Annotated in this window: 19 protein-coding genes; 11 read left to right on the top strand and 8 right to left on the bottom strand. The window is 45.6% G+C overall.

Annotated elements, in window-relative coordinates:
* Positions 1 to 20 precede the first annotated feature (20 nt).
* Complete coding sequence (locus HF312_10085) at positions 21 to 917, top strand: hypothetical protein (GenBank protein ID MCU7520551.1); 897 nt, start codon at positions 21 to 23, stop codon at positions 915 to 917.
* Between the two features lie 29 nt (positions 918 to 946).
* Positions 947 to 2,260: a ribosome biogenesis GTPase Der gene (locus tag HF312_10080; protein MCU7520550.1), complete on the top strand. Its 1,314-nt coding sequence runs from the start codon at positions 947 to 949 to the stop codon at positions 2,258 to 2,260.
* Between the two features lie 77 nt (positions 2,261 to 2,337).
* On the opposite strand, the gene HF312_10075 is transcribed toward HF312_10080, so the two are convergent.
* Positions 2,338 to 3,306: a right-handed parallel beta-helix repeat-containing protein gene (locus HF312_10075; protein MCU7520549.1), complete on the bottom strand. Its 969-nt coding sequence runs from the start codon at positions 3,304 to 3,306 to the stop codon at positions 2,338 to 2,340.
* Positions 3,307 to 3,378: 72 nt separating this feature from the next.
* On the opposite strand from HF312_10075, the gene HF312_10070 reads away from it, so the two are divergent.
* The 4 genes from HF312_10070 (at position 3,379) to HF312_10055 (ending at position 10,905) form a co-directional block, all read left to right on the top strand.
* Positions 3,379 to 4,728 (top strand): FAD-dependent oxidoreductase, encoded by a 1,350-nt coding sequence (locus HF312_10070; protein MCU7520548.1) that lies wholly within the window; start codon positions 3,379 to 3,381, stop codon positions 4,726 to 4,728.
* A 196-nt stretch (positions 4,729 to 4,924) separates the two neighbouring features.
* Positions 4,925 to 8,611, top strand: coding sequence for a choice-of-anchor A family protein (locus HF312_10065; GenBank protein ID MCU7520547.1), 3,687 nt, complete (start codon positions 4,925 to 4,927; stop codon positions 8,609 to 8,611).
* Between the two features lie 165 nt (positions 8,612 to 8,776).
* Positions 8,777 to 9,217 carry a peptidylprolyl isomerase gene (locus tag HF312_10060; protein ID MCU7520546.1) on the top strand — a complete coding sequence of 147 codons (441 nt, stop codon included), beginning with the start codon at positions 8,777 to 8,779 and terminating at the stop codon, positions 9,215 to 9,217.
* An 818-nt stretch (positions 9,218 to 10,035) separates the two neighbouring features.
* Complete coding sequence (locus tag HF312_10055; protein ID MCU7520545.1) at positions 10,036 to 10,905, top strand: OmpA family protein; 870 nt, start codon at positions 10,036 to 10,038, stop codon at positions 10,903 to 10,905.
* Positions 10,906 to 11,003: 98 nt separating this feature from the next.
* Here the strand turns inward: HF312_10055 and HF312_10050 are convergent, their stop codons facing one another.
* On the bottom strand, positions 11,004 to 12,653 hold the full coding sequence (locus HF312_10050) for a hypothetical protein (GenBank protein MCU7520544.1): 1,650 nt from the start codon (positions 12,651 to 12,653) through the stop codon (positions 11,004 to 11,006).
* A gap of 245 nt (positions 12,654 to 12,898) precedes the next feature.
* Positions 12,899 to 13,522: a YgjV family protein gene (locus tag HF312_10045; protein ID MCU7520543.1), complete on the bottom strand. Its 624-nt coding sequence runs from the start codon at positions 13,520 to 13,522 to the stop codon at positions 12,899 to 12,901.
* 150 nt (positions 13,523 to 13,672) lie between these two features.
* Here HF312_10045 and HF312_10040 point away from each other — a divergent pair, with 150 nt between their 5' ends.
* From HF312_10040 to HF312_10020, 5 genes are all read left to right on the top strand, one after another.
* The gene (locus tag HF312_10040; GenBank protein MCU7520542.1) at positions 13,673 to 13,909 is read left to right on the top strand and encodes a hypothetical protein; all 237 of its coding nucleotides are present in this window, start codon (positions 13,673 to 13,675) and stop codon (positions 13,907 to 13,909) included.
* An 18-nt stretch (positions 13,910 to 13,927) separates the two neighbouring features.
* Positions 13,928 to 14,128: a hypothetical protein gene (locus HF312_10035; GenBank protein ID MCU7520541.1), complete on the top strand. Its 201-nt coding sequence runs from the start codon at positions 13,928 to 13,930 to the stop codon at positions 14,126 to 14,128.
* A 212-nt stretch (positions 14,129 to 14,340) separates the two neighbouring features.
* On the top strand, positions 14,341 to 15,174 hold the full coding sequence (locus tag HF312_10030) for a hypothetical protein (protein MCU7520540.1): 834 nt from the start codon (positions 14,341 to 14,343) through the stop codon (positions 15,172 to 15,174).
* Positions 15,167 to 15,358, top strand: coding sequence for a hypothetical protein (locus tag HF312_10025; GenBank protein ID MCU7520539.1), 192 nt, complete (start codon positions 15,167 to 15,169; stop codon positions 15,356 to 15,358). The genes HF312_10030 and HF312_10025 overlap by 8 nt, the downstream gene beginning before the upstream one ends.
* Positions 15,359 to 15,459: 101 nt before the next feature.
* Positions 15,460 to 15,630 (top strand): hypothetical protein, encoded by a 171-nt coding sequence (locus HF312_10020; GenBank protein ID MCU7520538.1) that lies wholly within the window; start codon positions 15,460 to 15,462, stop codon positions 15,628 to 15,630.
* 100 nt (positions 15,631 to 15,730) lie between these two features.
* On the opposite strand, the gene HF312_10015 is transcribed toward HF312_10020, so the two are convergent.
* The 5 genes from HF312_10015 to HF312_09995 form a co-directional block, all read right to left on the bottom strand.
* Positions 15,731 to 17,422 carry an ABC transporter ATP-binding protein gene (locus HF312_10015; GenBank protein ID MCU7520537.1) on the bottom strand — a complete coding sequence of 564 codons (1,692 nt, stop codon included), beginning with the start codon at positions 17,420 to 17,422 and terminating at the stop codon, positions 15,731 to 15,733.
* Between the two features lie 269 nt (positions 17,423 to 17,691).
* Positions 17,692 to 19,425 carry a hypothetical protein gene (locus HF312_10010; GenBank protein ID MCU7520536.1) on the bottom strand — a complete coding sequence of 578 codons (1,734 nt, stop codon included), beginning with the start codon at positions 19,423 to 19,425 and terminating at the stop codon, positions 17,692 to 17,694.
* 7 nt (positions 19,426 to 19,432) lie between these two features.
* Positions 19,433 to 20,044 (bottom strand): histidine phosphatase family protein, encoded by a 612-nt coding sequence (locus HF312_10005; protein MCU7520535.1) that lies wholly within the window; start codon positions 20,042 to 20,044, stop codon positions 19,433 to 19,435.
* 4 nt (positions 20,045 to 20,048) lie between these two features.
* Positions 20,049 to 21,086, bottom strand: coding sequence for a GNAT family N-acetyltransferase (locus HF312_10000; GenBank protein MCU7520534.1), 1,038 nt, complete (start codon positions 21,084 to 21,086; stop codon positions 20,049 to 20,051).
* Positions 21,079 to 22,179 carry a glycosyltransferase family 4 protein gene (locus HF312_09995; protein MCU7520533.1) on the bottom strand — a complete coding sequence of 367 codons (1,101 nt, stop codon included), beginning with the start codon at positions 22,177 to 22,179 and terminating at the stop codon, positions 21,079 to 21,081. The genes HF312_10000 and HF312_09995 overlap by 8 nt, the downstream gene beginning before the upstream one ends.

Here is a 22,179-nt window from a genome sequence, read left to right as displayed (position 1 = left end):
CTTCGTTAAAGGAGATTATGATGAAAAACATTTTGATGCTGCTTCTTGTTGTCGTATTTTCAGCCGGCAGCTTTGCACAAAAAAACGATTCCTGGAAAGCCACTCGAAGTGATTCCGCAAAATTTTCGGGCAACCTTCTTGAGGATTCCAGAATTGCTCTTTCGGGCTACAATAATGCCCTGACTCCGGCTCCGGTTACACTGGAGGGACGTAAGTCGCCTTTTCTGGCCGGTCTTTTTTCAATTATAATTCCGGGTTCAGGTGAAGCCTATGCTCAAAGCTACTGGAAGGCTGCAGCATTTCTGGCAGTTGAGGCGGCTGCCATAGGGGCGTCAGTATACTACAATAAGAAAGGCGACGACGCAACGCTTGATTTCCAGAGGTATGCCAATGCCAACTGGAGCGCCGTGCGTTATGCCGAATGGCTTAACAAGTATGCTCCCGAGATGGGCAAGGACGTGGTGGCAAACATAAAAATTGACCCTGATGCCACAAAGCAGCCTCAGGACAGGGTAAGCTTTGCAGAGATTAACGCCGTTGAACGCCAGCTCTCCACGTTTTCGCACGTGCTTCCGGGCTACGGCGAACAGCAGTATTACGAGCTTATAGGCAAATACCACCAGTTCAATCACGGCTGGGCAGCGAGCGACCCCAATACGGCGGAATATTTTAACAATCTGCCGCAGCAGATGCTGGATTATGCAAAAATGCATATTCTGCCCGACGAAACTTTCTACAAGTATGCAGACCGGGCTGTGGTTGTAATGGTAATTAACCACTTCCTGAGTGCTCTTGATGCCGCGTGGACTGCCTCGAGGTACAATAAGAACCTTGCAGTCAACATGCAGCTTAAGCAGGTTAATCTCACAGGCCTGTCGGAAATTTATCCGCAGGTTAATTTAACATATAGTTTTTAATGGTACTTTAGTAATTTATCCGGGAAAAAATGAAAGATCCAATTGTTGTAATAGTGGGCAGGCCGAACGTAGGTAAATCCACATTCTATAACCGTCTTACCGGCAGCAGCGAGGCAATTGTTGATGACGTAAGCGGTGTTACGAGGGACAGAAAATATGGCGAGGTGGACTGGAGCGGAAAAATCTTCAGGCTCATCGATACGGGGGGATATGTACCCAACTCACCTGACTTGTTTGAAACTGCAATACGCGAGCAGGTGGAAATAGCCATAACCGAGGCAGACCTGATCTTATTTGTTGTTGATGCCAGGCAGGGGCTTTCCCCGATGGATCAGGTGATAGCCAATATGCTCAGGGGCTCAAATAAGAAAACCATACTGATAGTAAATAAAGTTGATTCACAGAATGACGAGCCGAATGCAGGGGAGTTCTACAGCCTCGGCTTTGACGACCTGTTTGACATTTCTGCAATGGCAGGAAGAAAAATCGGAGACCTCTTAGACGAGATAATTGCAAGGCTAGATTTCTCAAACAGCATTAAGGGCGAAGACACAAGGCTGAGAATAGCCATGGTAGGAAAGCCGAACGTAGGGAAGAGTTCTCTTACGAATGCTCTTTTGGGCTACGACAGGAGCATAGTGACAAATATCCCCGGCACAACGCGCGACAGCCTTGACTCTTATCTTAAATACTACGGTGAAGAGATAATACTCGTTGACACGGCAGGCTTAAGACGGAAAAGCAAGATCAAGGAAAATATAGAATTCTACTCCATGGTAAGAACCATGAAGGCCTTAAGCGAGTGCGACGTTGCAGTTGTAATGCTCGACAGCACGAATGGTCTTGAAGGGCAGGATTTGAAGATCATTGACGAGGCGGTAACGAGGAGAAAGGGAATTATAATTGCGGTCAACAAATGGGACCTGCTTGAAAAGGACTCAAACACTGCAAAGCATTATCAGGACCAGATAAAAGCCAGGATGGGTTCCATGGATTTCATTCCTATAACCTTTATTTCGGCTCTTACAAAGCAGAGGATTTACGGACTTATAGACATGTGCAAAAAGGTCAACGAGGAAAGGAAGAAGAAGATTGCAACCAGCGTTCTAAATAACGTAATGCTTGAGGAAATTAACAATTTCCCGCCGCCCTCGACGCCGACGGGAAAGGAAATTAAGATTAAATATGTGACTCAGGTAGGCGACCATTATCCGGCGTTCCTCTTTTTTGCAAATGAGCCGAAGTACATTCCCGACAACTACAGGCGCTACATTGAAAAAACCCTGAGGCGTCATTTCGGCTTTGAGGGTGTTCCGATTGTAGTAGCCTTTAAGGCAAAATAAAATAACAGTTAACCCAAAAAACGCAGGCATCTTTTTTAGACGCCTGCGTTTTTAGTTTCTGCCAGATATAAATTATATTACCAGTTGCCGAGCGGGCCGCCGTAGGCACCCTGATCGTTCCTGGAATTATCAAGGTCATTATAGACTGAACCGGGATCTCCGTTATTTATGCATGGGGAATCCTCTGAGAGGTGCAGGTCGGTCTCAGAAACAAAAGATGGGGGAACGTTTAAGCCGAAAGCTTCATAATTATACCTTATTAAAGATTTTGAAGCGTCCCCCTTAATTGCAATTCCCGGGGTTCCTGTGCGTCCTGAATTCGCGTAGAAAATGTTGTTTTCCACCAGTGAGCTAACGGGTTCCCATATTACAAGGCCGCCGCCATAGTTCTGCGTGCTGTTTTTATAGACCGTATTGTTTATAAATACCAGGTCCGAGACATAGGCAAGGACAGCCCCGCCAAAGATGTCCGACTGGTTACCCGTAAAAATGCTGTTTTCTATTTCGCACTTTGAATTCCTTAAATAAATTCCTCCTCCTTCAGGAGAGGTGTTTTGTCTGATAATGGAGTTGTGAATTGTCACAGAAGAGTAGTCCATTGTAACAGCTCCAATGTCCTCGATATCGTTCATGGTAATAGTAATCTTTTCAATAATGGCAAAGCTGAGGAGTGAAGTTCCCTTAGAGTGTACGAACTGAATCCCGTGCCAGTGCGCAGCGTCGTTATCGGTTGTAAAAACAACGGGAACGTCCTTGCTTCCCTGTGCAATGAGTTTTCCTTTTACAATGAGCCGGGATGAATCGCTGAAATAAAGACTTACCCCGGGCTCAATGGTAAGCGTGGAAAGGGAGTCGACCTCAATTTCACCTCTTACTCTGTATGGAGAGTGCTCGAGTGTAAGCATGCCGGAGACTTTACCTTTAAGTATACTTGATTCGTCCAGAATATTTTCAGGATCATTAGAAAAGACTGTTTCCCGGTTTGAGCAGCTGATAAAGCTGACAGATAAAAGAAAGAGACTGAAGATGATAAGGTGTTTTTTCATGGCGCTCTTTTTTTTGTTTTTATTTATTGTGAATTTACTAAATTTGCTGTACTTAATCTAAAAAATCGTCAAATGATTAAACCCAAAAACATAATAATTATTGGCGGAAATGCCTCGGGGCCCTCTGCTGCGGCCAAGGCTAAGCGCACTAACCCGGAGGCTGAGGTTATTATGTTTGAAGAAGGGGAATTTATTTCCACCGGCACGTGCGAAATGCCTTACGTTGTTTCGGGCGACATCTGCTGCTATAAAAATCTCGTTCTTTTTACTCCTGAGCGTTTCTTTGAGGAAAAAGGGGTAAAGGTTTATATAAGGCACAGGGTTGAAGAGATTGACAGATTTGAGAGGACTCTAACAGTAAGAAATATAGAAGACAATAAGCTCCTTAAGTTCAGCTACGACAAGCTTATACTTGCAACGGGTTCAACGGCAAGGAAACTCGCCTGGCTTCCAAATGACCTTGAAAACGTCTTCCGCTTTAAGACTATCCGCGACCTGATCTCTATTAGAACATTTATTAAGGAAAAGGGCGTTAAGTCCGCTGTAATTATAGGCGCGGGCTATATCGGCCTTGAGATGGCAGAAGCCTTCTGCAAAGCCGGGTTGAGCGTTACTCTGGTGGAAAAAGACAGCTTCCCGTTTCCGTCTTCTGAAGTGGAGATTCAGCACCTCATGCTGGAAATCCTGAAGGACAATGGCGTTTACTTCTTTGGCGGAATATCTGAAATGAAACCGCTCACAGAGGGTAGATGTCTGAAAGCTTTCAGAATTGAGGGCAGGGAAGTGGATGCTGACCTCGTGCTTGTTTCGGCGGGGTTCATTCCCAACACCTCGCTTGCCTTAAAAAGCAAACTGGAGCTGGGGAGGACCGGGGCAATAAAAGTAGATAACAAGCTCAGAACAAGCGATCAGCACATATATGCCGCAGGGGACAACATTGAGGTAACGGAGAAAGTAACGGGCAGGCCGGTATATCTTCCGCTTGCAACTATTGCCCACGCTGCAGGCCACATTGCAGGTGAAAACGCCGCCGGGGGGAACAAATTCATGAAGGCGGTAATAAAAAACACTGCCGTAAAGGTATTTGACCGCTCGTATGCAAGCGTTGGCCTCACCATACAGGAGGCGCTCAAAGGAGGCTTTAAGGCAGGTGCTGTGCATGAAGTGGTGCCGAACCTGGTTAAGGTCATGCCCCAGAGTGAAAAAGTCTTCGGCAAGATTGTCTACGATATGAATTCATATAAGATACTGGGGGCTTCATTCTTAGGGGGAAGGGAAGTAACTGGCTACGCCGATCTCATTTCCTCATTTATTCATACCGGGACTGACCTCCGCACTTTAGGCGAACTGTATTATAATTATACACCGCCGCTCTCACCTTTCATTAATTTGCTTTCCGTACTGGGCAGAAAAGTACGCTAAAGACTTATTCTGCAAGGCTTTAGCGCCCAAGCGTCCCAAAAGGCTCAAAAAATGGTTTAATCTTTATTTTAATCTCATTTTGGGACACATTCTGTGCTGCCTGTCACAGAAAACCGCGATTTCGGTGATTTTTCGCACAAACAGCCTCTGGTATAATTTTTGGACTAAAGAGCTGAATCAAAAAAGGGGATAAAAAATGAAAGCTCTTACGTTCAGATATCTTCTCGTTCTCGCGATCCTGGCTTTTGCGTCTAATTTCGTTCAGGCATCCAGCGGAAACTGCGACCTGAGCGGATTTTTGACCTACACCCAGGGGGGGTGGGGAAGCACTGCGCATGGGAAAAACCCCGGCAGTGTACGCGATAAGTATTTTTGCCAGGTATTCCCGACCGGGCTTACCGTCGGCGGAAACTACACGATGAAATTTACTACTTCCCAATCCATCCAAAACTATCTTGGTGGACAGGGGACGCCTTCCAGGCTGACAAAAAGCTACACAAACCCGACTTCCACAGAGTCAGGCAACTTTGGCGTGCAGATGGTTGCACTCACGCTGAATGTGTATTTCGACAATGCGGGCAAGATCGGCTCAAACGCACTGGCATTAAAGGATCTTGTCATTCTTTCAGGCAAGTTTGCAGGAAAGACAGTCTCTGAATTCCTTGCTCTTGCAAACAGGGCTTTGGGAGGTGAGGCCATTTCGGGCTACACCTATTCAGATTTTAATGATGCCGCAGCTGCAATTAATGAAAATTTTGACAATGGCACTGTGGACAAGGGTTTCCTTACATGCCCCACGGCTCCAAAGCCTGTTTCCATCGGCGACAAGGTTTGGCTGGACAGTGATCTGGACGGCGTCCAGGGATTGACTGAAGAGGGGCTTGAAGATGTAACGGTTCAGCTTTATAACTGCTCCGGTGCATTAATAAGTGAAACAACAACGGACCTTAACGGAAACTACTATTTCAAAAACCTGAATCCCGGTGATTACAAAATTAAATTTGTAATCACCGAAGGATATCTCTTTACAAAGAAGGACAACGGCGGCGACGATAAGGATTCTGATGCCGACCTGACAACAGGTTTTACAACCTGCTACACACTTTCCTCAGGTGAAAACAATTATACGGTTGATGCAGGCGTTTATGAAAAGCCTTCTCCTAAAGCATCACTTGGGAACCTCGTCTGGAACGACCTGAATCATAACGGCGTTCAGGATAATGGCGAAACGGGTATTGCAAATGTTACAGTTGAGCTTTACACATGCAGCGGAACCTTCGCTGCAACAACAACGACAAACTCCAACGGTATTTACGGATTTACAAACCTGAATGCAGGGGATTATAAAGTTAAATTCATTCTTCCTGAGAGTTATGCTTTTACGTCAAAAGATGCTTCAGAGGCAAATGATGAAACAGATTCAGATGCTGATCTGACAACAGGCTTTACCGGATGCTATACATTAAATGCCGGTGACGTAAACAACTCGGTTGATGCCGGAATGTACCAGGTTCAGCAGGACCTTAAGGCAGACCTGAGTCTGACAAAGACAGTTGACAATGCAGCTCCAAAGAATGGCGACAGGGTAACCTTCACAATTACTGTTACAAATAACGGTCCTGACGACGCTCACGGTGTTGTGGTTTCAGACCTTCTGATGCAGGGGCTGGATTTCATTGGAGCCACGGCTTCAGCCGGTGAATACAACAATACCACAGGCACCTGGAATGTTGGAACACTTCTTAAGGGAGCAAGCGCTAATTTAATAGTTGTTGTTAAAGTAAATGCCGGAACACTTATGACCGGTACGGTTGACCTGGGCCCGGCTTCTAACTTCAACGTTTTTGTTTTACAGGACGTTAACCAGCCTTCTTCAGACACACAGGGGCGCATGGCGGTTGGACGGGATGCAACGCTTGCACATTACAGCGTGGGCGACCAGCTTTCGGCAACTCCGGGCAGTGACGTGCTCATAGTCGGAAGAAACCTTACCTTCACTGTCGGCGACGTGTATTACGGAAATGTTGTCTACGGAAATTCAACAAATCTTCCGGTTGATCAGGTTGGTATTACAGGCGGCACTTTGAGACAGGGAACACCCATCGACTTTGATGCAGCAAAGACATACTTAAGAAACTTATCAACCCAGCTTGCACAGAAGGAGGCCAACGGTACGGTTGAATTCCAGTGGAGCGGCCTGACGCTCAGAGGTACTACTCCTTTACTTAACGTATTTAATGTTTCAGGAAGCGACCTTTCAAAATCGAGCAGCATGACAATAGACGTTCCAAATGGCGCAGTTGTTCTTGTTAATGTTGATGGCGACAGCGTAAGCTGGACAGGCGGGCTTACCGTCAGCGGTACAGACGTATCAAACGTCCTTTACAATTTCCATCAGGCAAGGGCGCTGAAAATACAGGGGATTGACGTGAGGGGATCAATTCTGGCGCCATTTGCCGATGTTAATTTTGCAGCCGGACAGGAAAACGGCCAGATGATCTGTAACTCTCTTACGGGCATGGGACAGTTCAATAATGTTCATTTTATCGGAAACATCCCGGCTGAAAGAAAGATTACAAACATTGCTGAAGTGTCAGCCGTAATTGAAAAAGATCCAGATTCAACCCCCGGTAACGGCGTTGAATCGGAAGATGACTTTGCCAGGGTGCTTGTAACTGTAAGCCCCGTAACTGACGGCAATACAGGAAACGGCAACACTGGAAGCAGCCAGAAATGGAATCACGTGGCAGACTTCATGAGCAATGAAATGGTCTGGAACGTAGCCTTCGACAACAGCGGTAACGCACTTGCCGGAACCTGGGGCGGACACATCTATAAGACAGAAGACAACGGCCAGAACTGGAGTGTCTTAAATGAAGGCATGAAAGCTGCATTTATCTGGTCAATAGTTGTAAATTCACAGAACCAGATCTTTGCAGGAACTGAAAAGGGTGTCTTCACTTCTGTTGACAACGGCAAATCGTGGAATGAAACAGGCCTTAAAGACATTGATGTACGCTCATTAGTAAAAGTCTCAGACGTTCTTTATGCCGGAACATGGGGTAAGGGCGTATATAAGTCCATAGATAACGGACAGACCTGGACAGAAGTCAATAAGGGTCTTAGCTGCCTTGCAGTACACGCTCTTACAGTTAGCTCGAAGGGTGAAATTTACGCCGGTACATTTGGCGGCGGCGTATTCAAGAGCGCTGACAACGGATCAAACTGGACAGATCTTAATGCCGGATATCCGTTCATCTGGGCACTTGGAACAACCTCAGACGGAATGCTTTATGCCGGAACCTACGGCGGCGGCGTTTACTACTCGAATGACGGCGGAGCAACATGGTCGAAATCAAATAACGGCCTTGCATCGCTCTTCATCTATTCAGTTACAGTAGACAATAAGGATAATGTTTATCTTTCTTCATGGGCCGGCGGAGTATACACAGCTTCAGCTAACGGCACGATCTGGAATTCACTTGGAATGGCAGGCCAGGGCGTGAGCACGGTAGCCGTAAATCCCAGAACAGGTTCACTGCTTATCGGAACAAGCCAAGGTACGGTTTACGAAACCAGCCTTAGCGTAACCGGAGTGGAAGAAAAGAAAGAAGTTCCAACAAGCTTCCAGCTCATGCAGAACTATCCGAACCCGTTTAATCCTTCCACTACAATTAAGTTCAGTGTACCTGCTGCAGGAACTTATACACTGAAGGTATTTGATGTATTAGGAAAGGAAGTTGCGGTTTTAATCAACAACGAGCTCACAGCCGGAAACTACACCGTAAGCTTCAATGCTGAGAAGCTTTCTACAGGCATGTATATCTACCACCTGCAGGGTAACGGCGTTAACATGACAAAGAAAATGCTTCTCATGAAGTAAAAGAAAAAAATAAGTTCATTACAAAGGGCGGGAGAAATTCCGCCCTTTTTTTATTTATTCTTTGAAAAGAAAGAGTTATCTTATATAAATTTTTAAGGAATTATATTGCCGTCAAATCTGTTTGGGCAAGTAGATAAGGCTATTTATTAAATAATAAAGGTAAACATGAAAAAAGCAGAGATCCACACCGAAAAAGGTGTCATGAAGGTGGAGTTTTACGAAAAAGACGCTCCGAATACTGTTAAAAATTTTATAAACCTCGCTGAAAAAGGCTTCTATAACGGGCTTACTTTCCACAGGGTTATACCGAACTTTGTTATACAGGGAGGATGCCCCAAGGGTGACGGTACAGGCGGACCGGGTTACAAAATTAAATGCGAAACCTCGGGCGGCAACCAGTACCACGACCGCGGAGTTCTTTCAATGGCACATGCCGGAAAAGACACCGGCGGCTCGCAGTTCTTTATCTGCCATAACAGGGAGAATACACAGCACCTGGACCGCAAGCATACCTGCTTTGGTAAAGTAGTTGATGGACTGGATGTAATAGACCAGATACGCCAGGGAGATAAGATTGAAAAAATAGTTGTCCTGGACGAAGAATAAAAATAACCCCCTGTTGAAGGACAAAAGGACTTATAAAAAGGCTGAAAACGGATGTTTTTCAGCCTTTTCCATTTAATAAAGCCCATTTTTCACCCCACAATGCCGGAACGGCGATATAAATTGAATAATTCACCGATAAGTATATATTGAAAATAACCCGGATGCCGGAGTTTTCCCCGGGGGCGGTTCAGTACAGATAATTTGAAGGTGGTGTTATGATTAGATTTATACTATGCTGTTTTGTGATAACGGTATTTCTGTTCCAGGGATCAGTTAATGCACAACAGGCCACAAGGCCTGTAAAGAAGGGGCACGCATTTTCAGGGACACTCATGTTTGGCGTTGATGGCGGCGTAACCTTGGGTCTTACGGACTATGGCAAGCTCAGGCCTGATATTATGGGCAGGGCGGCACTTGAATACTTTTTCCCCACTTCCTCTCCCGGCATTTTTTCCATCAGGGCTTTCGGATCGGGGGGATATATAAAAGGCCGGGATGTTTACAGGACACCGGTTTCTTTCAGAACGGATTTTTCCGCCCTTGGCGGGGGAGTCTCATATAACTTTTCAATTGCAAATGCAGTTTTCCCATATATTTTTGCCGGGGCATCATACATGTGGTTCGATCCAAAAGATGAGAACCGGAACAGGCTCACAAGAAATGCCCTTGGGGCATACAAAAGAAATGAAGTGAATTATAATGGTGAGATAGGGATACGCACACTTTTATCCGACCAGCTGAGCTTTAACATTTCGGCAGGGATTCAGTTGAGCCCGAATGACAACTGGGACGACCAGATTGCAAAGGGCAATAACGACATGATGCTGCAGGGTTTGATAGGCTTTTCATATTCGTTTTTTACAAAGATTGATTCGGACGGCGACGGGGTGGAGGACTCCAAGGATATGTGTCCGGATACGCCGCCGGGAGTCAAGGTGGACCAGTTCGGATGCCCGCTTGACGCCGATAAAGACGGGGTGCCGGATTACCTGGATAAATGCCCCGATACGCCAGGAGGCGTGCGTGTGGATAAAAACGGCTGCCCTCTTGATTCGGACGGTGACGGGGTGCCGGATTACCAGGATAAATGCCCTAATACGCCGCGAGGCGTTCAGGTGGACCAGAATGGCTGCCCTCTGGACAGTGACGGCGACGGGGTGCCGGACTATATGGATAAGTGTCCCGACACACCAAAAGAAGCAAAGGTGGATCAGAACGGGTGCCCGCTTGACACAGATGGCGACGGGGTGCCGGACTACTTGGATAAATGCCCCAATACGCCAAAGGGCGTGCAGGTAGACGAGAACGGCTGCCCGATAGAGAAGGAAAAAGTTACAATTACAAAAAAGATTATTCTTTCAGGCGACACGAACTTTGAAACCGGCAAGGCTCAGCTTTTATCTGCGGCATACCCGCAGTTAAGCCGTCTGGCAGATGTTATGAAAAACAATCCCGAGACGAGGTGGAGGATAGAAGGGCACACAGACAGCAGGGGTTCAAATGAATCCAATATGAAGCTTTCGCAGAGGCGTGCCGAAGCCGTAGCTGATTTTCTTGAAAGCCTTGGAATTGACAGGAGGAGGTTTGAAATTGTTCCTATGGGAAGCACGCGCCCCATCGCCCCGAACAACACAGCCGAAGGGCGTGCAATGAACAGAAGGGTGGAGGTCAGGCTGATAGAGGAATAAATTCATAGTTACAGATTCCAGACGGAGGACCGGGGGCTAAAGCCCATATGTTTTTGATCCGGATACCACGGCCCAAAAGGCCGTGGCAATTCAGCACATTATCTTACCAGGCGTTCGGCTGCCTCGAGATTGTTGATGCATTTTACTACGTTGATCTCCTGGCCTAAGACTGGCATAAATATGTCGCCCAGCTTTTTAAGCCTTTTCTGAATGGACTTTATTGTAAACTCCGCAGGATCCAGCCCGCGTCTGACCTCGTTCCAGTTTAATGGAATGGATACCGGTGCCCCGGGTCTCGGTCTTACGCTGTAAGGGGCTGCAACCGTTGCACCCCTCTTATTCTGCAGGTAATCCAGATATACTTTGCCTCTGCGTTTATCGGGACTTCTTTCAAGGCTTGTTATATCGGGCAGTTTTTCGTGTGCCACGCGTGCAATGAGGTGCGCAAATTCCTTGCTGATCTCAAAGTTGTACTTTGAGTTCAATGGAACGTATATGTGCAGCCCAGTAGCCCCGGAGGTTTTGCAGAAGCACTTGGCTTTTGCCTCATCCACAATTACCTCTCTTACTGCAAGTGCAGTCTCAACGACCTTGTCAAAAGATATATCCAGCGGGTCCAGGTCCATAACCATATAGTCCGGGTAGCCGGGCTTTTTTACTTTTGAGAACCAGGGGTTGATTTCAATGCAGCCAAGGTTAACCATATAAAGCAGTGAGGCTTCATTTGTACAGACCATATATTCAACTTCTCTTCGGCCTGAACCTGATGTGACTTTTACGGTTTTTATCCAGTCCGGGGCTGTATTTCCCATATCTTTCTGGAAGAAGCTTTCACCTTCAATTCCGTTCGGGTGCCTTAAGAGCGTGTGGGGCCTGTCCTTAAGATAGGGGAGCATGTATTCCGAAACGCTCCTGTAGTAATCAATAAGGTCGCGCTTGGTATAGCCTTCATCGGGAAAATAAACCTTGTCCAGATGGGTTAGTGTAAGCCTTCCTTTAGCGACCTTAATCTCCTCCTCATATGCATTTCCCGTTTTAAGTGCTGCTGAAGTTTCATGGGATATTTGGCTGGCAGGGAAGTTGCTAAGGTCGGTTTTTAATATCCGGTCGTCTTTTTCTATCCTTTCAGTTTTTAATATTCTGTTCTCCTTTGGTTTAAGAAGCCCCTTCCGTGTATTTTCAAGTGTTGAGACAGGGCGGCCTGAAACAACGGAAGTATCCTTTTCTGTAACGTCCTCATCAGAGGCAAAGTTGTCTTTTGCCTTTATGAGGAGCCAGGTATTCTTCTCGCTGGAGCTGAATTTCCGGAGGTGGAACTGCCCCTGCAGTTTTTTGCCATAGAGGACAAAGTCAAAGCTGCCCGAGCGGTAGCCTTCCCTCAGAATCCTTTCGCTTTCCTCACGGGTTTTGGCTTCCGGGGCAGAATAAGTTCCTTCATCCCAGATTATTACGTCTCCTGCGCCGTAGTTGCCTTCAGGGATTGTGCCTTCAAAAGTCCTGTATTCAAGCGGGTGGTCTTCAACCTCCATTGCAAGGCGCTTATCCCTGGGGTTTAACGATGGTCCTTTTGGGATTGCCCAGCTTTTAAGCACCCCGTCAATTTCCAGGCGGAAGTCGTAATGCAGGTGTGTAGCGTTATGTTTCTGTACCACAAAATGCAGCTCTTTGCCTCCCGAAGTTCTTTCCATGCCTTCAGGTTCAGGAGTCTCATTAAATTTTCTTTTCTCTTTATATGTATTCAGCCCCATAATAATGCCCTTCAGTTTTCTTTGAAAAAGGCGAAAGGAGACTTTATGCAGCTGTCAAGACGGAAACCGAGTGTTCCTGACCATACAGGACGCATAATAAACTCCTTTCATTAGTACTTATTAATAGAGTACCAAGGAAGAGGAATTTATTCAATTTATAAATTTATCCTGGAGGCTGCGGGGGGAACTCCCGGTAAACGGGTGCCGGAGAATGCCTGTTTACCGGTAAAAAGGAAGATATTTGACTAGGCGATTTCCCGTTCAAACATGGCGCTGTCTGCTTCATTCTGCCTGAAGCCGATTTTCTTTAAGTACTTCTGGTGCTCTTTTACCCTTGAGTAAGTAACGAACTCCCCTAAGCCTTTTTTCTTAAACATATCCAGGTTGGACGTGTAGACAAAATTTGCGTTCTTAAAATCGCGGTATTCAGGAATTACATAATCCAGCTTAACATTGGCCTTATTGCCGCCTACGGTTTCATAGATAAAAAGTCCAACGGGTACGAGGTTCCTTAAAATGAAAAAGCACTCCGGCTTTTCAAGCTTACTGATATCGAAACCCGGGAAGTATTTCTGTATGTCTCCTTCGTAGAACTTCAGAAACTTAATGAGCAGAGGATCGCCTTTGGAAGCTGAGATTTGTGTGAAGTAGTCCTTCTTTTTCGACATCTGCACCAGGTAGTAAATATTTACAATTACAATAAAGCCGTTGACGGCAAAAACCGGATAAGCTTTGACAGAAAGCCCGTAAATAACAAACATTACGGCACCCGTAAGATTAATCCAGCGCAGCCTTAAGATGTTGCTCATCGTCAGTGAAGCTGCAACCAGCAGTGATGCCAGGTAGCCGATTATTTCAAGTAGTTCCATAATTCTTTTGGATTGTGATGCAGTTTACAATAAGTTTAATTTTTGTTCATTAAAGATACTATTAATACAATTAAATTTTGAATTTTAATTTATAATAATTATCATTTAGTAAGAGCAGGCAAAACACAGAATTCGCAGACCAGGAGATGTATGATTAATAAAGACGATTTCAAGATCGAACTGCCCCATTATATAAAACAGGATATTATGATCGATCTGCTGGTACAGAACTTTGCATATACTAAAACGCTGGGCAAATATATTTTCGAGGATCTTCTGGCAAGAACCGAGAGAACAGAAGATGAATTGTACCAGGAATTTAATGATACAATGAAACAAATGAAATATGAAATACTTGCCGTTATTGCATCCAAATACGGCAAATGAAGGGCAGAGACGAGTCCTATGGAACAAAAAGTAAATGAGACTGAACTGGATAAACTTTATAGTGAATTATATAAAGTCAGAAACGCAGGGCAGAAAATTCATCTGCTGGAGAACTTCGGCAATGTGACAAACATCAGGAGGTTCCTGGATTCCTACGAGAATTACCTCATCCTTAAAATCGCCGAGATCAAGAAGATCATCAGCTTCAGTAATAACTGAAGCTGCCGCACGCCAAGGCTTCAAAGCTATCCTTCTTTCTGAGAAAAAATACCTGGTATAAAAATTTAACGGGTTTTAAGCATATGGTAATTTGCCCCACATGCTTGATAAGGCGGAGAATTGTAATATATTTAAATATATCCGGCATAGTTCATATAGCCTTTTGCAGTTCTTTTTTTTACTTGCTGTATTACAAAATGAAGGATATAAAAATGAACGGCAGACGAAGCAATAAGGAAGGAGGAACAAACAAGCGTTCCTCACTGGTAGTATGGACGACAATAGCAGTTGTTGTAATACTGATTATAATTGCAATTCTCTACATCCGCTCCGGCAGCAGGAGGGAAGTAAAGCCTCCCACAGGGCAAAACCAGGGACAGGTGATTTCAGGCGAGCCCAGAAAAGAGCTCCCGCAGATGGATGAAAAGCCCAAGCCGCGTTATGCATCCTTTAAGGGGTGCCCGCCTGAAGGGGACGGGGGCGACCCGGAATTAAACCGGAACAAAAACCGCGTTGACGAGGGCAACTACATTCCGGTTGAATATGACGCCGTGCTGGGTCTTTCCTGGCCACGGGGCATTGAAAGAAGGGACCACAAGAACTGGCCTGAAAAAGCAAAGCGTGAAATTGAAAAGTACGAGGGAATACCTGTTGCTGTAGAAGGATTCCTTTTCGGTGCAAAGCAGTCGGGCCCTGAATCGTGTAACTGTCACGGCGCGGACAAGGAGTTCAGGGATTACCACGTATGGCTCGTGAAAAATGAAGGGGACGACAGGACGAAATCAATTGTTACTGAAGTTACTCCTTCCTTAAGGGCAAATCATCCGAACTGGGACCTCAGGAACCTTAACAAAATTGCCAGGAGCAGGCAGAAAGTCAGGGTGAGCGGGTGGCTGATGTTTGATCCCGAGCATCCGGATCAGATAGGAAAAACGCGCGGCACAATATGGGAAATTCACCCCATAATGAAAATTGAGGTAAACCAGGACGGGAAATGGGTAAATATGGATGACCTGAATTTCGGGAAGAGGGGCGGCAATGCGTAAGGCAATATCACTTAAAGTAAGCCTCTGGATTGAAGGCGAGGATGAACCGGCGCACAACTTTGCAGAATCCACAAAAAAGGCTGTAAATGAAATAATTCAGAAGGGGAGCTCTGCTCATCCCGAGCTTAAGGTTAAAGTTAAGCGCATAACCGAGCGTAACGATGAGGACGGCGGGGAAGAATAACAGAACTCCTGTCAAGGGGAAATATCCAAGGGTTGACTGTTTTATTTATCTGTGCCTAAATTAAAGGTGTATCCATTAATATCAAAAGAAAGAAGGGTAAGATGAATAAGAAGCGCAATTTCCAGGATGATCAGCATAACCAACAAAAGAATATGCGAAAACGCAATAAGATGGAACAACAGGAACAAAATAAAGTAAAATATCCGGAAAATGATCCGCATGTCAGGGATATGGATGACGGCAACGGGGATATCCTTGGCGGCAAGATCTAAAAAGAATTATGAGTTATGAATTATGAATGCTGAATTAAGAGAAAAACTGTTTTTCAGCATTCATATTCATAATTCATAACTTAAAATTCATAATTTATCATTAATTGACTGCAAGTCCTTTCATCTGTTTTTCAACGAGTGAAGCGTAATAACCGGTTGCAGAGAGAAGATCCCTGTGGCAGCCTTCCTCAACAATTCGTCCGTTTCTGAGGACAAGAATCCTGTCGGCATTTACAACCGTAGAGAGCCTGTGTGCAATAACAAACGTTGTGCGTCCTTTTACCAGCCTGTCCAAAGCCTCCTGAACATGGGCCTCCAGTTCGGCATCGAGTGCTGAAGTGGCTTCATCAAGTATCAGGACAGGGGCGTCTTTAAGCAGGGCTCTTGCAATTGCAATTCTCTGGCGTTCACCGCCTGATAAGCGGCTTCCGCGTTCGCCGGCAACGGTATCGTAGCCGTTTTCAAGCTTCATAATAAAGTCGTGTGCATTGGCAGCTTTTGCTGCAGCTTCAATTTCAGCCTGTGTTGCATTAGGGCGTCCGTATGCAATATTATTCTTTATTGATTCATTAAAGAGGAGGGCATCCTGCAGAACAACGCCTATCTGCTTGCGGAGCCAGTTCTGTTTTAAGTCTTTTAAGTCCACTCCGTCCATTGTAATTCTGCCCTGTGTCGGGTCATAGAACCTCATCAAGAGCGCCATAAGTGTGGTTTTTCCAGATCCCGAGGGGCCGACGATTGCAACCATTTCACCCGGTTTAACTTTAATGTCAACGCCCTTAAGTATCTCATTTCCCGATTTGCCGTAATTAAAGCGTACGTCTTCAAAGGCAATTTCGCCCTGGCACTTTTTAAGTTCAACTGCATCGGGCTTATCATCTAAAAAGTTTTCTGTATCGAGTATGGAGAATATCTGATCGAGTGAAACCGAGGCGGTTCTGATTGTGCGGTAAATTCCCGTAAGACCCTGCACGGGTCCAAAGAGTCCCCCTACGTAGCTGATAAATGCAACAAGCGTTCCCAGTGTAGCCTGTCCTTTAAGGACCAGAAATCCGCCCAGTCCGATAGCGGCAATTCTGGCCACTGTAATTGTCACGCTTTGAGCGATGCTGACGCCGGAGTCGTAGCCGATGCCTCGAACGACGATGTCGTTAGCGTCTTTAACATTACCTAAAAAGCGCTGTTTTTCGGCGTCTTCCATTGCAAAGCTTCTTACTGTAATGATGCCGGATAGGACCTCATTAAACCTGGAGTAAATGCGCACCCAGCGGTCGAGCAGGCTCTGTTCTCTCTGGGTTTGTTTTGGTGCGGCATAGGCTGCAATAATAGCGGGAACCGGGGCAAAAAGGCAGACCAGTATAGTAAGGCGCCAGTCTAGCTGTATCATTACAATTACAGCCATAACGAGGTATGTAAGAGCCGGAAGCACATTAAAGGAGATTTCTGTAATTGCCGACATAAAGCCCGTGATGCCGCGGTCGAGGCGTGTCATTATGGCGCCGACGCCTTCTATGCGGTGGATTTCGGCCGGGAGGCGATGGAGCTTAGCCACGGTAGCCTCCAGGAGGCCGTACTGAATATTAAGCCTTGTCCTCCAGCTAAGCCAGTTGGAAAATCCGCCAATGATATCGCGGAAAAGCCCTAATCCAAGAAGAAGTCCCGCACCCACGATAATAGTTTTAGTTGTTGTATTTCCGCCAAGCCTGTCGAAGATATACTTCATAATAAGGGGTTCCAGCGCATTGGCAGCGGCTACAACTAAAGTTAAACCCAGTATAAGGAAGAGAAACATGCGGTATTCGCGTGTAAAAGAGAGTGCACGAAGGAGTTTATTCCAGTACTGAGATCTATTTTTCTTAATATTTAATTCATTCAAATTCAAAGTTTATCCATTCAAAACAATTTTCATAATCATCCATTCAAGTGTATTTTCGGCAGAAAGAGGAAAAACTTAAGCGTTTTTTGGGGTCAAATCTAAAAGTCTTGACTTCGGGTGTACAACATTGGATAGGGAAATTATGGAAAAAGAGGCAATTATGATGGGAACATGTCCCCGGGTTATTAATACCATGGCGTTGCAGCGGCATTTAATAATCGTTGTTTCAGGTTGATGGCATATTGGTTAGCCAATGCATTGAATTTCTGTTTATCTTGATCCAGGGACATTTGGGCGGAAAATTGTGTCATTCCGAGACGGAAGGCATTGTAAAATACGAAGTAAAAGGGAAGACGGCTTTCAATTTCTTTGTCACCGCTTTGTTTTATATAGCTATTAATGAAATAGTGTTCTTCATCTTTTCCTAATAAGAATTCGGTTATGAAACCGGCAATGTCATATGCAATGTCCTGGCATCCCGGGAAAAAGTGGTCCTTATGGTGATGTATTGAATCGGTCTTTATGTAATCTCCATTGATCTTAAGCCATTCGAAAGGGAGCATCCTGCCGTCTAAGGCCGTGGCATTTGTGCTGAAAAACGGCTTAAAGCTGCTGCTGAGTTTAGAGAATTTATCTGACCATTCATCCCCCAGGCCTTTCATTAGGTTTACCGAGATCATCTCCTCAATTTCATTGTACGTTCTGCTGCAGCTGGCAGGGAAGGATCTTTTAAGAAATGCCACGTATGAGGCTGCTCTATCAAGGAGGCTTATGTTCACATCAGATGCGCTTAAGGGTTTTCCACCGATAAAGCGGCTTAAGATAAAACCGTTCTCAAGTGCCAGAGCCTGAGGCGAAAAACCTTCACTGAATAGAACCTCAGCTCTTTCGAACAAATCCCGTCCGTAGTGTCCCAGTCCCGCAAATTTAATGATGTATTTGTGATCATGCGAAAGGTACTTCCGCTGCTCGAAATTGGGAAAAACAGGCGGGAATTCTTCGGCATTCTTAAATACAACATTCCTCCACATGCCGGCTGAAATATCCTTTACTTCTCCGGCATACTCAGGGAAAAGGCCTCTTATTGAAATTACCTCTTCAAACTCGGAATGAAACTTCATGTGCCTCATCCATATGGCTTTGGCTTTTTCTGAAACGAAATTCTGCCCGTCCGTCCTGTGACCCGGGAAGAAAACAATCCTGTCGTCACTTATCCCGAGGCTACTTAGTTTTTCAGCAACCGAGGCAAATGATGATCCGCTTAGACCCGGCCCTTCGTCGACAACAAGATAATATCCTTTATGGGAGGCTTTAAGCTCTTCTTCCAGTTCCATATCAATAATAAGTTTCCTGTCAAAATAGAACCCCCTGGGGCGTATGGTCAAAGATTTAACCCTTGAGCCCGACTCTTCCAGGCGCGCGGCTACGACTGCCGAAAGGCTTGTACCTATGCTGCGGATTCCGATTACAGTTACTTCAGAGGGAAAGAAGATATTGAAGAAATTATCTGCCGACTTTAGGTACATTTCAGGATAAAGGGAGTAGAACGCATACCCTTCCGGGACATTGTATGAAAGGAGGGAAGAGATGCCGTAGTTTTTTAATGCCGGAAGTTTTTCCCTGTAGGCAGCAATCCATTTATTTGTTTCAGCGGGATTTCTTTTCAGCTGGTTAATGAAAATGTGTGCTGATGCAAGTGAAAGGCTTCTTAGAAGATTTATAAGGTCATCCATAGAGTCAACTTCAGGGCAAAGGAGATCTGTCAGTGCAGCCTCAAATTCTCCGGTTGTTATCAGGAGTTCGGAAGCAGGGTTATGACCATAATATCTGTCAAACTCAAGGCTGTTAATGAGCGATTCAATTTTTCCCAGGGCTTCATTAAAGCTTAGGAGTTCCTTATTGTCGCCGTAGATAATCATATCACTCCTAAAAAGGTTTTCCGTCGGGGAGTTCCCCCGTCTGGTTCAGGCAGTGGATCTTTGGCCCCCAGTCGTCAATAGAAATAACGCTGAAAGACCCGGTATTTATTTTAATGCGCAGTATAAAGTCGAGAGGTATACCTGCGTAGTGTGCAATGGCGACTTTAATGGGGTCGCCGTGGCTGAAGAGAGCAAGCGTCCCTTGGGGGTACTCGTGGCGCAGGCTTTCAAGGCGGTCCACCATTCTTTTCTGCACGTCGGCCATAAGCTCGCCTTTAGGGGGGCGGGTGCCGCTTCTGAAGGTGTGGAACTGTTTCCACTTTTCATCGGGCTCCAGTTCTGAGAAACTTTTCCCGGTCCAGTCCCCGAAATCAATTTCAATTATGTCGTCAAGTATTACAGGGTCCTTTTTCAGGTGTTTACAGAGTGGTTCTGCAGTTTCCCTTGTCCTTTCAAGAGGGCTTGAGAATATCACGTCAAAAGGTACCCCTGCAAGCATGTCGGCTAACCGGAGGGCCTGTTGGCGTCCGTTATCGCTTAAATGCACGCCTGGCAGCCTGCCGGGGATTGTATCTCCTGCGGTAGTATTGCCGTGGCGCATTAAATAGAAAGTTGTCATACGTTTATTCCGTTAATTTCTTTTTAATGAACAACCTGTAGTTGTTCCTGTCTTCTGTCTTCCATTTATATTTATAATTTTCGCGTCCCCTTAGAAAGTCAAATTTCCTTATTCCCTCTGAAATTGCACTTTCATTTATCTCAAGAAGAATGACTGAGCCGGGACTGTATTTTGAAAATGCAGGATCGAAGCCTCCTATATAATAGTACAATCTGTCATTCTTTATAAGAGAATAAACGGCGGCTATAATCCTTCCATCGTGCTTTAATGCATAAAGCCTTAAAGATCCCTGTTCAAGAAGATCCCTGGCAGCATCCCTGTGGAAGTTCTGCAGTGTGGATTCTTCAAGGAGCCCCGGCATATTTCTGTTTTTCCAGCTTGCGTTGTGGAGCCTGAAAAGCCAGTCCATGTATTCATCCAGGTTTTCTTTTTTTGCAGTTTCCAGCCTGAGTGTTCCTGAATCCCAGAGCTGCCGCCTTGCCCGCACGGTATTTTTCCTGAAAGAGACAGGGAGGCTCTGAAGATAATCATAGAATGACCCGGGAAGGACTGCAACCGGGCATACGTCAGAATTTATTATTCTGGATTCAAGCATTTCAGGCACTTTTATCTTAAGCAGAGGGGATGACTGCCTGAGCTCCTGGAAGTCGCACACGTCCCAGTTTTCCTTTGTGTCCAGGAGGAATTCCGAGATTGTGCGGACCGCTTCCCTTTCAAATTTCGGGCGGCAGAGCACGTCCATGTAATCGGTATTGCCGGTACCTATAAAGGTCAGCTGTCTGAGGTTTTCATTATTACTTCTGTAATTAAATATGTACATCGGTGCAAGCCCGACGAGGATCCTGCGGTTATAGACGGCTGCTGTATACAGATTGTCATTGCCGAAATATTTCCACCAGTTTATAAGCCAGGCGGGGGACTGAAAAGGCGTGGACTGGGAGGAAGCCTCATAGAGTTCTATCCACTCACTTCTGGCTTCATTAAGTTCTTCAATATTTTTTATCTCTCTTATGTGGAGAGATATTCCAGGAGTATCATCCATTAAGAATCCTTCTTTTTGAACTTTTTCTTAACGGTACGGGGTTAAAGTCTTTAATTATTTTTCTGTAGAGGCTGAAGTACCCGAGGATTGTTTTTTCAGATGAAAACCTTTCGCGTGCCGTTCTGCGGCAGACAGAGGGATCAATTTTATCCGCACGCTTAATTGCCTCAGCCATCTCGTCAATGCTGTTAACTATGAAGCCTGTTTTTCCGTCTTCAATTATTTCGGTCAGTGCTCCTTGAGGGTATGCAATTACGGGTGTTCCGCAGGCCATGGCTTCCATGGCAACCAGTGAGCTCGTCTCGGGAACCATGCTCGGGACAAGGAGGCACCTGGCTGCCGAGAGCAGTCTTTTCTTTTTTTCCAGGCCAACGGGGCCGATAAATTTATAGTTGTCACCGTCGAGCCTTGGGAGTATTTCTTTGTTATAGTATTCCCTGTGGTATTCATAAGGAAAAAGTTCGCCTGCAATTATAAGTGGGATGCCCGCCTTCTTTGCGGCGTCAAGCGCCGCATGGTACCCCTTATCCCAGCATATTCTTCCTAAAGAGAGGGCATAGTTATGACGGCTTACCTTTACCTTGAAATTCTTAAGGTTTATCCCGTTATCTATGTAGCCGAGCAAAGACGGCATCTCGGGGCGGCTTTCGAACTGTGAACGTGAGACGCAGTTAAAAAATACGCCCTTTTGGGGGCTGGTAAGCTTATCCTGCGGATACCAGGACAAAGGGAGGTGAAGCGTTACCAGTATTGGAATTTCGGTTCCTGGAATATAATGTGCAAAATCAATTCCGTGCATGTGTATAAGGTCAACTTTATGGTTTTCAAGAGCCTGCTCAATTGCCGCAAGGTGTTCTCCTTCAAAAAACTCTTTAGTATCCGGGTCGATGGAGCCGTGGACGCCGGGCGTTTTAATGAGCTTTCCCTTTACGCATGATCCCTCGCAGGCAACAACAACAGAGTTATGCCCATGTTCTATCAGGGCCCCATCTATCATTGCAAGCACCTGTTCGGCTCCCCCTGCAGTATCGGTCCTGACGGGAGCGAAAGGAAAAGCAACGCTTAATATGTTAAGCCTGGGTTCAGCTTTCAT

This window comes from Ignavibacteria bacterium (assembly GCA_025612375.1).
Classification (GTDB): domain Bacteria; phylum Bacteroidota; class Ignavibacteria; order Ignavibacteriales; family SURF-24; genus JAAXKN01.
This window is presented reverse-complemented; position numbering and strand designations above follow the sequence as displayed.